Source organism: Caulobacter sp. GW822-FHT01G02 (assembly GCF_058802865.1).
This window is the reverse complement of the sequence record NZ_JBXAON010000009.1, coordinates 13,633-27,305: the sequence shown is the minus strand read 5'-3', so window position 1 is coordinate 27,305 and position 13,673 is coordinate 13,633. Positions and strand designations below refer to the sequence as shown.

The window sequence follows — 13,673 nt, the reverse complement described above, 5'->3', positions numbered from 1 at the left end:
TTATCGCGCCAACAGCAGAAGTTGGCTGCGCTCCGGGAACGAGACATTCAGCGTGGTGAGATCTTGCCGCGCATCAGTCGTTCTGCGCCAACGATCCCATAAGAAGCGGCGCGCGGCCGGCCAGCCTTTGGGACACGAAGTCGATGAAGAGCCTGACGCGCTTGGTGTTGCGCGTCTCGCCTTGGGTGAGAATCCAAAGCGCGCCATTCAGGCGTGGCGCGATGCCCGGCGCCCTCGTCAGCATGGGGTCGGCGTCGCCGACGAAGCACGGCAGCCTTGTCATCCCGAGGCCTTGCCGAACCGCCGCGAGCTGTACCTCCGCGTCGGGCGCCCTGAAAGGCGCCCCCGTCGCTTTTATCTCGCCCGCGCTGGCCCAGTCCGGGACGCCACGATCATTGATGACGATAGGCCTGATCGGCCCCGTCGCGCCGACGCGCCATCTGGCCAGCAGATCGCGTGACACGTAGACGCCGCCGGCCAGCTGCGGTCCCATCAGGCCGTGCAAATTGAGTGGCAGGGCCTTGCGATCGACGACGAAGCGGATCGCCACATCGGCTTCACGGTTGGTCAGGTTCGCGACTTCGCCGGTCGACAGGATCTCGATCTCGATATCCGGATGCCGTTGGGTGAAGTCTGCCAGGTCCGGCATTAGAAGATTGGCCAGGAATGGCGGCAGCGTAATCCGCAGAAGACCGCGCGCGCTCTGATCGCGACCGAAGACGCGCGCCTCCAGTTGGTGGGAAGACGCTTCCATCTGCTCGGCGAATTCGACGACCTCCTCCCCCGCCGCCGTCAGGCGGTAGCCCGAGGGCCGCTTTTCGAACACCTGCACCCCAAGCCGTTGCTCCATCTGGGCGATGCGCCTGAGCACGGTGGCGTGGTTCACGCCAAGGCGTTCGGCGGCGGCTCTTACCGAGCCGCCTCGCCCGACGGCGAGAAAGTAGCGAACATCGTCCCAGTCGATTGAGGCCATGGTGCGATCCTGCACCTCAGCGAGCGATTTTCAAGGCTCGTGGCGCCACATTCTGCGTCATTCCTCAACCAACCGGATTGTTTCCGCACCACCGATGTGCGCCGCTCCGCACTGAAAGCCGGCCTATGCCAGACCTACTTCGAGGCTGTCGGACCGCCCCTGGCGGCCAAACGGAACCCGAAAGGAAAGATCATGGGCAAGCTTGAAGGTAAGGTGGCGGTCGTCACGGGCGCGACGAGCGGCATGGCGCTGGCCAGCGCCAAACGCTTCGTGGAGGAAGGGGCATACGTCTTCATCACCGGCCGTCGTCAGGACGCGTTGGACGACGCGGTGAAGGCGATCGGCCGGAACGTCACAGGCGTGCGCGGCGACGCGGCCAATCTCGACGACCTCGACCGCCTGTTCGAAACAGTCAAGCGCGAGAAGGGTAGGATCGACGTGCTCTACGCAAGCGCCGGCTGGGGCGAAGCCGCGCCGCTTGGTGAGATCACCGAACAGCACTTCGACACGATCTTTGGTCTGAACGCGCGCGGTACGCTCTTCACGGTGCAGAAGGCCTTGCCCCTGTTCAACGACGGCGGCTCCATATTCATGACGGGGTCTGTGGCTTCGATCAAAGGGTTCCCAGGCTACAGCGTCTACGCGGCCAGCAAGGCGGCCCTCCACGCCTTCGCCCGCGGCTGGCTTAACGAGCTGAAGGGCCGGAACATCCGGGTGAACGTGCTGCACCCGGGGCCGATCGCCACGCCAATGCAGGATCAGGTTCTCACCCCGGAGGCCAAGCAGATGTTCGAGTCCCTGATCCCGCGGGGAACGATGGGCCGTCCCGAAGAAATCGCCGCAGCCGCGCTGTTCCTGGCCTCGGACGATTCCAGCTTCGTGAACGGCGTGGAGCTGGCCGTCGACGGCGGCTTCTCGGCCATCTGACCTTATCTTGGATCGCCCGAGCGGCGGACCATCTCCTCAGGAGAGCCATCATGAACTACGCGATCATCGGCTTCGGCAAGATCGGCCAAGCCCTCGCTCACACCTTTGCGCGCCGCGGCATTGAGGTGGCGGTCGCCAGCCGCCAATCGCGTGAGGTCCTCGCCCCGCAGGCAAGCGCGATCGGCCCGACCGTCGTCGCCACCTCCCTTCAGGAGGCGCTGAAGGCCGACACGATCTTCCTGGCCGTGCGTTCGGAGTCTCATCGCGATGTCGCTAAGGCTCTGCCGAGCTGGAAAGGCAAGACCCTGGTGGACGTTACGAACTCGCAGGCGCCACTGGAGGCGATGGACGGGCTGCTGTCTTCAGCCTTCGTCGCCAAGCTCTATGACGGCGCCAAGGTGGTGAAGGGGTTCAACCACCTGGGCGCTACCGCCCTTGCGGCGGATCCCATCGTTCCGGGGGGACATCGCGTCGTCTTCTTGGCGAGCGACGACGAAGACGCTGTCGCGCCCGTGGCGGCCCTGGCCAAACAGCTCGGCTTCGCCCCCGTCAATCTGGGGCGGTTCGACGAAGGCGGCGCGCTCGTGCACGCTCGCGGTCCTACCTGGGGGCCGCTCATCTTCCAGAACATGTTCAAGAAGGAGCAGTAACCAAATCGGGGAAGGGTGTTTTCGCGCCCTTCCCGCCTGCTTTGTGGGCCGTGGACCAACCACTTTCCTTGAGGTGGTCGAGACCCATCGGCGCTACTTCCATCCTGTTGGCGAGGGATGGCCGATCAATCCCCCAACTACATCGCGTTTCGCTGGGCTGGGCGGCTACAGTCGATCCATCACGTGGATGACTACGAGGTCATCACTGCCTTTTCCCCGCACTTTCCTGATATTACCGAAGGCGATATCCGTCCTCATTTTCTCTACCGTTTGGGTCCTCCGATCCGTCCGTCACGCGAGGTGCGAACAGGCGACGGCATCTACCGGGCCGCGCGGGTGTACGCACATATCGACCTGCTTCTCACCGCGCCAACAATCGCTGATGCGATGCGCCTGACGCAGGAAAGGCGTAAGGCGACGCTGGGGTAGCGCCATGAACAAATCGCGGTTTCACGTCCTAGCGTTGGCTTAGGCTGTGGGTCGCAATCGTCGGCCTGGTCGTCCTGGCAACGCTTGGGTACTGAAGGGCCAAAACGCGTGAAGGGGGCGCAAGTCAGCGGATGGAAATCAAGGAAGCCCTGGCGATCGCCGATGGATCGCTGATCGCCACGGCGAAAGGCTGGAAGATCAAGTTCGCCTTCGCCGGACCCGACCGGCGCTATCAGTACACGTTCTTGGACCTTGGTCTGCGCGAGGTGGATACGCTCATCAAGGACTACCCACTGGCGTTCGAGCGCTACGAACGCCTCAAGCGGGAGTTGCCGGCGACGGCCAAGGCCAACGAGACCTTCAGCGCCAACCTCACGATCCGGGTCAACGACTTTGCAGAAGGCGTTTGCCTGGCGGCCTATCGGGCTCCGATCAAAACACGACGTGAGCTCGAGCTCTACGTGGACATTTTGCGCAAAGCCCAACTCCGAGGCGCAGAGCTCATGCAGGCGGCGGCTGCGCTGAGTCGATGAAACGTCCCTGCCCTGCTACGGCTTAAGGGCCTTGAGGCTGGGCGCGCGGGCGACCTCAACGCCGACCGTTTGGCCCGCGACTTCAATTCGCTTCAACGGCGTCGCGCCGATAGCCAGCGCCTTCTCGATGACCAGATCGCCACCGGCCTGCGCCAGGTCAGCCTTCAGGGCCGTGACGTCGCCACACCACAGCGTCTCAGCATCTCGGTCGCGCGAAAGATCCGGGCCGCCATTCGGACCGGCAAACGCCACAGCCCGCATCTGGAAGCGTGCAGCCGCCGCCCCACCGGAAATCTCGACGCCATAGTCAGGCCTGTCGGCCTTGCGCAGGACGACCTTGCCGTCGCTGACCCAAGCGGTGGAGAGGCCTTCGGTCACCTCGTAGCCTAGGCCCGCCAGACTTTTCAGCACCGCCTCTCGACGCGCACGGGCGGCGAGCGCCGCCTTAGCGTCGGACAACGCCGCCTGGACGTCCGCGGCCAGCTGCGCCAAGGCGACTGGATCGGCGGGCGCCGCTTCCAGCCGCTGCTCAAAGAGCCTCTGGTCCTGGACGGGATCCAGCTGGGCCAGTTCGGCCAGATCCAGGCGGATGTCATCAAGGCGGCCGGCGATTTCACGCGCGGCCTTCAACGCCTGACCAACCTCGATGTCCAAGCTGTCGGCCACGAGGTTGCGACGAACGCCGGGCGCTTCGGCCAGCAGGCTAGTCAAACGGCCTTGAAAATCCCGGGCCCGATCGGCATCGCCAAGGCTCGCGAGTGTCTCGATTGCCGATTGCAAGCGCTCGGCCTTGGGATCGATGACCTGGGGCTGGGCTTGAAGCCATGCCGCCAGGCTACGGTCCTCCGCTCCGTCCTTGTAGAGCGCCGCCAGGGCCGTTCGGTCGGCCAGGCCTTCGTCGCGCGTCGCGCTCAGCAGCACAAAGCCGCGCGTCATGGCGGCCGGATCCTCACGACCCGTAGCAGCGCCCTGCAGAGCGGCGCGAAGATCATCTCCCACCAACGCGCCAGCCTTGTCCAAAGCCGCCAGCAACACCTTGGCCGCCTCACCGCGACGTTGACCGGCAAGCCTGGCGGCGGCGGCGGCCGCCGCAGCTTTGGTCAACCGATCACGCTGGTCGTCCTTCAGAAAAGCCAGTTCCCGCTCTGCTTCGCGCTGAACCTCAGCAAAGCGATCCTCGCGCAACATCTGGCGGAGACCGTCCAGCCGCGCTTGGCCCGCGGCCTTCTCGGCCTGGGTGATCCCATTGACGTGGTCACAGGCGCGCTCCCAGGCGACGAAGGCCGCGGCGACGCGGGCCAGCGATCCTTCCCCCTGGGCGATCAACTCCTCTCGGGTGACGATGCGGACGACCTTGGGACCGCTCATGCCGCCTTCCCTTGGCTCAACGCGGCGGCGATGGCCTCGCGAAGCTTGGCCTTCTCCGCCTCGGGAGATTGCAGCCAGCCTTGCGAGGAAACGCGATGCACCTTGCCGATCGAGCGCGCCAGCACCGTGGGCCGCCACATCTCGCGCGCGCGCGCCGTGGACAGCAACGCGTGTCGCGGCGCGTCACATTCGATGCCGATGCCGTAGAGCCCCGTCTCCGGGTTCTCGATCGCCAGGTCCAGACCGAAAGCACCGGTGTCAGCCACCGGATGGGCGGTCCAGCCCAAGGACGCGACGTAGCTGGCCACCGCGATCTGGAAGCCGTCCTGTTGCGCGGCGCTCCAGCCGCGCCCCTCGGGCTGGTCGGCGACCAACCGGGTCAAAAGCGTCCGAGCATTGTCCAGCTCTCCGGCCGACATCGCGCGGGCATATTCGAAGTAGGCCTGAAGATAGTCGCGCGGCGACGCGGCCTGGCGGCGCGTGGACAGGAAGTCGGAGATTTCCGCGATCGGCATGGAGGTGACCAACACCACCGTCTCGCGCGCCCGGGTGACGGCGACGTTGAGGCGGCGCTCTCCGCCGACTTGTCCGAGCACGCCAAAGGCGCGCCGGAACGCACCCTGGGCGTTGCGTCCGAAGGTCGTGGAGAAGATGATCACGTCACGCTCGTCGCCCTGGACGTTCTCGACGTTCTTGACGAAGAACCCCATGTCCTCGCCGTCCTCGACGCGATCTCGTTCTTGCGCAAAGGCGGCGCGGAACACCGGATCTTCCTCCGCACGAGCCTCGAGAACCTCCTCGATCAGGTCGGCCTGCTTGCGATTGAAGGTCACGACGCCGATCGACTGGCGTTTGTCAGCCGGTCGCTTCCAGGCCTTGGCCAGGATGTCGGCGACCTTGTGCGCCTCGGTCGGGTTGGTCTGGTTCTCGTAGAGACCGTCGGCGCGCACCATGGCAATCGGACGCACCCGGCGGATCTCGGCGTCGGGATGACGCGCCGGAACGCTAAGGCGATTGAGATAGAAGGCGGCGTTCGAGAACTGGATCAGCTCACGGTAGGCCGAGCGATAGTGGATCTGCAGCGTCGTGCTGGGCAGGACGGTCTTGGCCAACTGCAGGAGGTCGGGACAGTCCTTGATCTCGCGCCGGTTCCAGGTCTCGATGGCCTCCTCGCGTTCGGCCTCATCGGCCTCGTCGTCGCGATCCTCGCCTTCAAAGATCTCAGCCTCGTCGTTCTCGACCTTGCTGGAAAAGAAGTTGGTGGGCGGCATCTGCTTTTCGTCGCCGCTGACGATCATCTGGCCGCTGCGATAGAGGCTTGGCAGAGCGTATTCGATCGGCATCTGCGAGGCTTCGTCATAGATGACGGTGTCGAAGAGGCTTTTCTTGAGCGGGAGCACACGGCTGGCGACATCGGGGTTCATCAGCCAGATCGGACGCAAGGCCATCAGGCCAAGATCGGCGGCCTGATCGACGAACTCGCGCAGGCGTTTGGTACGCGGCCCAGAAAGGCGCGTCACCTCTTGCCAGGCCTTGGGCGAGGCCAGGCGATCGCGATCGATATCCTCAATCAGCAGATTGCGGTTGAGCCGGCGCATCAGTTGATCGGCTTGCGCCAGGGCCGCGGCCTTGGCCTGCAGCTCGGCGGTCTCTAGCAGTAGCGCCGGATGCTTTGTCTCCAGGCGCGCCTTCCAGGCCAACCGCGACTCGCGTTCGATCGTGCGGCGCACCTCGGCGTCCAACTCGGCTTCCGGGAGCTTGGCCAAGGCCGCCGAGACGCCGCGCAGCACGGTGAAAGCGGCCAACGCCTCGGGTGACAGCAGCGCTGCGCGGGGCCGAAAGCGCTGGTAGGCCGCCAAGGTCGGGGCGGCATTGGAGACCGCGACGACCGCTGGCGTGTTGGCCCCGTTGGCTTCGATCACGGCATGCCGCTCGGCGCGCCAATCGTCTTCGAACCAGGGTTCGAGTTGGGCCAAGGCTGCGTAGCTGAGCCCCCGCGCTTCATGGCGGCTATAGGCCTGCTCGTGTTGATCCAGGAAGGCGGCCAGGGCGCTCGCCTCCCCTTGCGCGGCCATGTCGAACGCCTGGACCGGAAGGGGGTGATGCGCCAGGCGATCGGCCTGTTCCAGCGCCGCGCGCAATTGGTCGCGCAAGACCTTGGCCAGGGTTACGAGGTCGGCGCGGCTTAGCGGCTCGAGGATAAGGTCCGGCTCGTGCAGCGCCTGGCGCACCTCGTCGAGAGCTCGCCGGGAGGGTCGCAGGGCCTTTTCGGCGCGCAAGGTTTCGCCGAGCTCGAGCTTTGGGTCGAGCTGGTGGGTCTTGAAGAACTTGCGCAGACGCGCCTGCTTTGCCCAACGCGCTGGCGACAATCGCGCCAGGAACCCGGCCGGCCGGGCGAGATCGTCGACGGTGTCCAGGAGCTCGGCCAAATCATGGTCACCCAAGGTCACCGCAACGGTCGTTACGGCGTCGATCGTGGCCCTGGGCGCCAAGTCGCCGAACGCCACGACAAGCGCGTCCAACTGATCAGCCAGTTCTGGGCCACGCCCAGCCGAGCCCTGACGCAAGCGCGGCGTCCAGCGTTGGAGGCGTTCGCGCGCCGCGTCGGGCAACGCCAACAGGCTCTGCGAATGCGCCTCGATCCAAGCGCGGAAGGGCGCAGGGTCGTCCATCTCCAGGGCGGCCGGCGTTCGTCCAAGCACAGCCAGTCGCTCATGCTCACACCGCACGAAGGCGGCGAAGTCGTCCGCGAAAGCCTCAAGAGACCCTTCATCTGGACTGAACGTCTTCACCACCGAGAGCGCGCTGCCTTCAAAGGCGGCTGGCAACCACAGACGCGCCAAGGGACCGCAAACTTCCTGCAGGGTGGCGACCTGGCCGACATCCATCACTCCGACCAGTCCACGCAGGTTGGGCGCGGCGATCGCCGGTCGCGCCGGGGCGTCCAATCCGATCAGATCTCCCAAGACCAGCCGGTAGCTCAGCCCCGTGGCGGTGTCGTCGGCATGAAGGGCGGCGTGGTGAGCATCGAGCTCCCCCTGAAGGGCTTCGATCCGGGCGGCGGTCTGCTGGCGCTGCTGACGCCACAGGCTCGATCCCATAGGCTGCGAAAGCAACGCCTCGACCTGCTCGCGGACCGCCTGGATAACGGCCTTTCGGTCCTTGTTGACGTCGTTGATCATCACGATGCGATCGCGGAGGCCTTCGGCGACCAGGCGCTTTTGAACGACCTCCAGAGCCGACTGCTTTTGGCAGACGATCAGCAAGCTGCGCTGCCGGCCAATGGCGTCGGCGACCATATTGACGATCGTCTGGCTCTTACCCGTACCGGGCGGGCCTTCGACCAAGAGCCCACCACCTGCCCGCGCATCCAGAACGGCCATCTCCTGCGAGGGGTCGCTGGCGGCGGTAAAGAACCGATCCAGTTCCGGCGGTGCGATCGAGTCGGGACGCTCTGGCGTTTCTCCGGTTCGGAACGCGGTCTCCAAGGCCGATCCCGTCGGCGGAATGGCCTTCAGCTGTCGAAGGTCTTCCATCACCGCTTGGCCGATGTAGGCCAGATGAAACAGTGCGCCGGCGCACACCAAACGATCCTGGCCCGCGACGACTCTGACGTCTCTTCCCGGCACAGCGCCCAGCGCTCGCCCTTGGACCTCCGCCACCAGGTCGCTGAGCGCATCGACCACCTCGGCGGCGTTCAGGCTGGCGCGGCCAAGCATTTCCTTAGCCAGCTCCGACCAGCGCCGCGCGGCGTCAGGCCCCAGCAGCGCCTCGAAAGCCGGGTTGAGGCGCACCTCCTCGCGGTCGCGATCGAAGGCCACGCTGATCTTTCCGCGCGAGCCGACCTCGGGCTTCAGCTTGATCGGCCAAAACAGAACCGGCGTGATGCGTGGCTTCACGTTCGGCTTGACCTCCTGCATCACCAGGAAGGGAAAGCCCAGATAGAGGCCGTCAATGCCGGTATCGCGGCGATACAGCGTGGCGTGGCTGTAGAGGGTGCGGATCCGGCGCTCGATCTTGGGATCCTGGGTTAGAACGTCCGGGTCCAGATCGAAGGTTTGCTCGTTGCGCAGCAGCAGGTGATCCAGCAGCGCGGCAGCGGGCTTTCGCGCGCTGCCCAGCTCCGTCAAATCCAGGCGCGCGGTCGTCTTGCCGAAGGTCATACGGGTCAAGGGACCACGCATCACCGCCCCAGTGATGCGCTTGGCGAAGAAGTCGAGCAGCGTGGCGACATAGGCTTGCTTTGGCGGCTCTTGCCAGATGTCCCAAGGTAGACCCAGCAGCGCCAGAGCCCGTCCAATCGGCAAACGGCGCTCAAGGCGGAACTGGTCAGCCCAGGCGTCGACGCGCTCGATCCCGCATCGGGCGAAGCCTTCGAGCCGATGCTCGATCTCCGCGTAGATGGCCCGCCGAGGTTCATCGAGCCAGGCGCGCGCCTGTTCGGGGTCGAAGTCCCGCACACCGGCCCGCGCAGCGATTTCGGCAGCCTCGGCCAAGATCGCCTCGGCCGAACGGAACTGGCCGACATCGGCGCTCAGCAGCAGAATGTAGTCTTCGTCTGTCGTCTGCCGACGTTCGAGGATCGCGATCAGGCCAGGATGATCGGTATCAGGCAGGAGCCGACGGCGATCGGCCCAGACCGCGGCGAGACGCGCGCGCGAGGTCGATAGCAGATGGACCTGGACCTCGTGTTCATTGAGCGCCAGGTCCAACTGCTTGGCGCGCTCGCGCACGGCGTCGGCGCGCAGCTTCAGACGGTAGAGCCAGGGCTCGGCGTCCTTGTCGCGCAAGAGCTGCGGCACGGGACCGGCGATCAGAGCGTAGCCTTCGTCAGGATGGTCCAGCAGCCAGCCGGGCGTGATGATTTCGCCGCGCGCGGTCAGCGGCATCGCAGGGTTCAGCGCTTTGAGCGCGAGGCCCAGCCGCAGGTCCTCGGAGACACTTTCCATCTGCGCGAGCTTGCGCAGCTCGGCTTGTAAACGCGCATCGAGGTCAGCGTCCTGCGCCCAAGTGACCAAGCCGCCGCCAAGCAATAGCGCCCGCGCTTCGTCCCAGGTATCGGCCTGGGCGGCCGCCAAGGCAAAGCTCGTCGAGCTGGTATAGGGCCGGCCTGCCAAGGCGATAGCCCGCCGCGTCTTGGCTGCCCCTCCCCCCGATACGCTGGCGGGCGCCGCCGGCGGCGTCCCGTCCAGCCATTGGCGCACTTGCGGCCAGGCCCAGCGCTCATGGCGATCTCGAGCCAGGAGACCGCGCAGCAGCAGATCGACATGCGGATCCAACCCCTCGGGGATCGGCGCACCGTTGGTCAGGACCTGGATCAGGAACGCCTGGTCATGGATACCGTCGAAGCAGGCCCCACGCGTGACCTGCTCCAGTAGGACCATGCCCAGGCTCCACCAATCGCTGGCGGCCGCCACGCCGCCGGCGATGGCCTCGGGCGCCATATATCGCGTGGTCTCCAGGGGTGAGACGATATCGAGGTCGAAGTCCGACAGCCTGGCCGAACCGAAGCTGGTGATCACCAGATCAAGCGGCTCGCGAGCGCGAACAAGGATCGCGCCTGGGCGAATATCGCGGTGGCGCAGCCCCTGCTCCGCCAAGGCGTTCAGAGCGCCGCCGACCTCCTCCAGCACACGCGACAAGGTCGCCACGTCGTCCTTCAGCAGGCCGAGGTCCGCCAGAGTGCCACCGCGCAGGTCTTCGGTGACTTCGAAGGCCTGCTCGCGCCAATGCCCGACCGCCAGGATTTCCGGGACGTGGTCGCGATCCAAAACGCGGAGCACATCGTAGACTTCGGGGTCTGGCTCGTGACCAGCGGCGTAGAGCGTCAGGACCGCCTGGCGATCATCAGTCCCATGCCGGGCGATGTAGCGTTCGCGCACCGCGCTTTGGGACAGCTGGCGCTCCAGCCGCCACCCTTCGATTTCGGTCGGCGCCGAGTCCAGGTTTGCCGGATCAAGATCCACCGCATCCCCATCCGGAGCGGTCAGCGACATCGACGGCGCGATATCGGCTCCACAGGTGTCGCACAGGAGATCGCCTTCCCCGACGGGATGGCCGTTGGGGCAAACTAGCGACGGGCTGCCAGCGACAGGCGTGGCCGCCGCGGACGGCCGCCAGCCGGCGGCGCGCACAGCTACCGACGACAGGTCCCAGCCGCACTGGTTTTGTCCGACCAAGCCTTCACAGAAGAACTCATGGACCGCGCGCTCGGTCTCGCAGCCTGGGCAGAAGCGCATCATTGGGCCGCCCCCGCGGTCTGATCGGAAAGTTGGATCTGGTGGCCCGCGGCCCGCATGGCCTGACGAAACCGCACGAAGTCGCCCCGAGCCGGTATGCCGGCAAACCAAGCCCCGCCTTCGGCGTCGAACGTCACGTCCAGGCGCCGATCGGCCGCCTCCGCGATCCGCTCGAAGGCGGTGAACCGCGCGCCACGGTCGCTCAGGATATGGAGGGTCTGGTTGTCGCTGCCGCGCAAGGCCAACGTCTGGGAAGCGCCCATCTCAAACGGCTCGGCGATCAAGGCGTCGATCAGCCCCGGATTCTGCGTCAGCCAAGGCGAGACCTTGGTGAACGGATAGCCGGTAAACACCAGCACGTCGGCGTTGGACAATGTGCGCCAGCCGGCGATTAGCGCCGCCAGGGCCTGCGGCTGGTCGAAGGGCTCACCGCCCGAGACGGTCAGGCCGTCAGCGTCCGGTGCCCAGGCCACCATGGCGGCCAAGGTCTCCGCAACGCTGGTCACGCCTAGCCCCGGCGCCCAGGTGTCGGGCGAGATGCAGCCGGGGCACTGGATTGAGCATCCTTGGAGCCACACGCCCACGCGTCGGCCAGGCCCCAGCGTGGTGACGGGAAAGTGCAACCGCGATAGGGCGATGGCGCTCATACCCAGGCCTTGAGGTGCACAGTCGTCACCGCCCCCACCTCAAGCCGGGCGATCTCATAGGCGCCCTGCCCGTCGGTCTCGAACAAGGCCCGGGCCAGCGGGTTGATCAGATGCGCCTCGATCTTGTTGCGAATGCCGCGACCGCCATTCGAGAGATCCTCGACACAGAGACCTTTGAGCGTGGCCTTGGCTTCCGGCGCGAGGGTCAGCCCGTAGCCGGCCTCGGCCGCGTTCGCGACCACCGCTTGAACCATGACGTCGAAGATCTGCTCGGCCACCTCCGGTCGGATGAAGTCGAAAACGATGATGTTCTCGCCGATCCGATTGAGGATCTCAGGACGGTTGAGCACCAACTTGAAATGAGCGTCGATCTCGGCGCGGACCCGCGCGCGGACGTCCTCGAAGCTGTCGGCGGCGGTGACATTGGGCACGCGCGTTCCAGCCGCATCCGTGGCGTAGATTCCCAGGTTGGAGGTGAAGATGATCAAGGCTTCGGAGAAGTAGACCCGATCCCCGCGTCCGGAAGTCAGCACCCCGTCGTCCAGGATCTGCAGGAACTTGTCGAGAATCCTGGGGTGGGCTTTCTCGATCTCGTCGAACAACACCACGCTAAAGGGCCTTTCGCGGATGGCGTTGGTCAACTCGCCACCGACATCGTAGCCCACGTAGCCGGGTGGCGCGCCGATCAGGCGCTGATCGGCGTGTTCAGCGCTGAACTCGGACATGTCGAAGCGGATGTAGGCGCTCTCGTCGCCGAACAGCAGTTCGGTAACGGTCTTGGCCAACTCAGTTTTGCCCACGCCGGTGGGGCCCGCCAGGAACGCCACGCCGCGGGGGCGCCCGCCGCGCTTGGATCCCGACAGGCCGGTGGTGGCGCGCTTGACGATGTCGAGCATATGCGTGACGGCGTGGTCCTGGCCAATCACCCGGCGCGTAATCAGCGATTGACCCGCGCGAACCTTATCCCGCTCGATCTTCTTCCAGGCGTCTTCGGTGACCCCGACCTTGTAGCGCCGGATCGCATCGGCGATCTCGGTGGCTGGCACCTTTTCGGAACGCGCCAATTGGATGATGGCGTTGAGGTCGACGAGCAGAAGCCCTTCGGCGCCATCGACCAACTCGTCTTCAGCCTGGGCTATGTCCGCCGGTGATAGATCCCGAGCGCCGGGCAGGCTGCGCAACAGCCGCGGCGCCAGGGCCCGACGGGCCACGCGGTCGGGCGCTGGCACCGGAATGTGGCGAAGGCGCGGATTGTCGATGGTGAGCCAGTCGGGAAGATCGCCTTCCTTGTCGACGATCCAGAGGACGTTGTTGAAGAGCGGTCCGCGGTTTGGCCCCACCGGCCGGGCTTGGGCCGTCTGGCTCAGTACCAAGGCGCGCGTGAAGAGGGCGTGCTCGTTCGGGGCCAGGGCGTCACTGCGCACCACCAGGCGAGAAGCAAAGTCGACGATCAAGGCGATCGGCGCCCCTTCTCGCTGGACCACGCGCTCCAGCGTCGAACTGAGCACATCAACACCGCCACTGGCGCGCCCCTGACTTGGCGTCAGGCCAAGGCTGCGCAGAACCGTATCGGAATCGCTCGCGTCGCCATCCGCTGCCTCGATGACCGAAAAGCCCGACAGCGGACTGAAGACCACGATGTCGGCATAGCCGGCCGCGCGCATTTCCGTGGCGATGACAGTGTCCAGACGGCCGGACGTAAGGGTGCCGCCCACGTCGTGGACCTGCAGGTCACGCACATTGCCGGTGAGCAGGAACTGGCTCTTCAGCGGCAGAAAGCGGGTCAAATCCCTCAGCCAGCGCGGCTTTGGACTATCAGTCTTCAAGGTCACGCCCCCAACTAGAGCGCGACCATATCGTGATGAACGCCCGCCCCCTAGCCAGAAAAACCCCCACTAGAGGTCGCA

At 65.7% G+C, this 13,673-nt stretch carries 8 protein-coding genes; 4 read left to right on the top strand and 4 right to left on the bottom strand.

What is annotated here, in order from left to right:
* Positions 1–73: 73 nt before the first annotated feature.
* Positions 74–973: a LysR family transcriptional regulator gene (locus AC1RNC_RS22980; RefSeq protein WP_492888377.1), complete on the bottom strand. Its 900-nt coding sequence runs from the start codon at positions 971–973 to the stop codon at positions 74–76.
* 192 nt (positions 974–1,165) lie between these two features.
* On the opposite strand from AC1RNC_RS22980, the gene AC1RNC_RS22975 reads away from it, so the two are divergent.
* The 4 genes from AC1RNC_RS22975 to AC1RNC_RS22960 all read left to right on the top strand — a co-directional run bounded on the left by AC1RNC_RS22975 (position 1,166) and on the right by AC1RNC_RS22960 (position 3,512).
* Positions 1,166–1,900 (top strand): SDR family NAD(P)-dependent oxidoreductase, encoded by a 735-nt coding sequence (locus tag AC1RNC_RS22975; RefSeq protein ID WP_492888376.1) that lies wholly within the window; start codon positions 1,166–1,168, stop codon positions 1,898–1,900.
* Between the two features lie 50 nt (positions 1,901–1,950).
* A complete protein-coding gene (locus AC1RNC_RS22970; RefSeq protein WP_492888375.1) occupies positions 1,951–2,550 on the top strand; it encodes an NADPH-dependent F420 reductase in 600 nt (199 codons plus the stop codon).
* Positions 2,551–2,667: 117 nt separating this feature from the next.
* Complete coding sequence (locus AC1RNC_RS22965; protein ID WP_492888374.1) at positions 2,668–2,979, top strand: hypothetical protein; 312 nt, start codon at positions 2,668–2,670, stop codon at positions 2,977–2,979.
* A 131-nt stretch (positions 2,980–3,110) separates the two neighbouring features.
* On the top strand, positions 3,111–3,512 hold the full coding sequence (locus tag AC1RNC_RS22960) for a hypothetical protein (protein WP_492888373.1): 402 nt from the start codon (positions 3,111–3,113) through the stop codon (positions 3,510–3,512).
* A gap of 1,364 nt (positions 3,513–4,876) precedes the next feature.
* Here AC1RNC_RS22960 and AC1RNC_RS22955 read toward each other — a convergent pair.
* The 3 genes from AC1RNC_RS22955 to AC1RNC_RS22945 are packed head-to-tail and all read right to left on the bottom strand — an operon-like array spanning position 4,877 to position 13,598.
* On the bottom strand, positions 4,877–11,122 hold the full coding sequence (locus AC1RNC_RS22955; protein ID WP_492888372.1) for an AAA domain-containing protein: 6,246 nt from the start codon (positions 11,120–11,122) through the stop codon (positions 4,877–4,879).
* Positions 11,119–11,766: a 4Fe-4S cluster-binding domain-containing protein gene (locus AC1RNC_RS22950; RefSeq protein WP_492888371.1), complete on the bottom strand. Its 648-nt coding sequence runs from the start codon at positions 11,764–11,766 to the stop codon at positions 11,119–11,121. Before AC1RNC_RS22950 ends, AC1RNC_RS22955 begins: the two co-directional genes overlap by 4 nt.
* Positions 11,763–13,598 carry an AAA family ATPase gene (locus AC1RNC_RS22945; RefSeq protein WP_492888370.1) on the bottom strand — a complete coding sequence of 612 codons (1,836 nt, stop codon included), beginning with the start codon at positions 13,596–13,598 and terminating at the stop codon, positions 11,763–11,765. The genes AC1RNC_RS22950 and AC1RNC_RS22945 overlap by 4 nt, the downstream gene beginning before the upstream one ends.
* Positions 13,599–13,673: the final 75 nt, after the last annotated feature.

Bases quoted from the DNA above. Each gene is read 5' to 3' on its own strand.
- AC1RNC_RS22970 (WP_492888375.1), top strand. From the start codon at position 1,951: ATGAACTACGCGATCATCGGCTTCGGCAAGATCGGCCAAGCCCTCGCT.
- AC1RNC_RS22980 (WP_492888377.1), bottom strand. From the start codon at position 973: ATGGCCTCAATCGACTGGGACGATGTTCGCTACTTTCTCGCCGTCGGG.
- AC1RNC_RS22960 (WP_492888373.1), top strand. From the start codon at position 3,111: ATGGAAATCAAGGAAGCCCTGGCGATCGCCGATGGATCGCTGATCGCC.
- AC1RNC_RS22955 (WP_492888372.1), bottom strand. From the start codon at position 11,122: ATGATGCGCTTCTGCCCAGGCTGCGAGACCGAGCGCGCGGTCCATGAG.
- AC1RNC_RS22975 (WP_492888376.1), top strand. From the start codon at position 1,166: ATGGGCAAGCTTGAAGGTAAGGTGGCGGTCGTCACGGGCGCGACGAGC.
- AC1RNC_RS22950 (WP_492888371.1), bottom strand. From the start codon at position 11,766: ATGAGCGCCATCGCCCTATCGCGGTTGCACTTTCCCGTCACCACGCTG.
- AC1RNC_RS22965 (WP_492888374.1), top strand. From the start codon at position 2,668: ATGGCCGATCAATCCCCCAACTACATCGCGTTTCGCTGGGCTGGGCGG.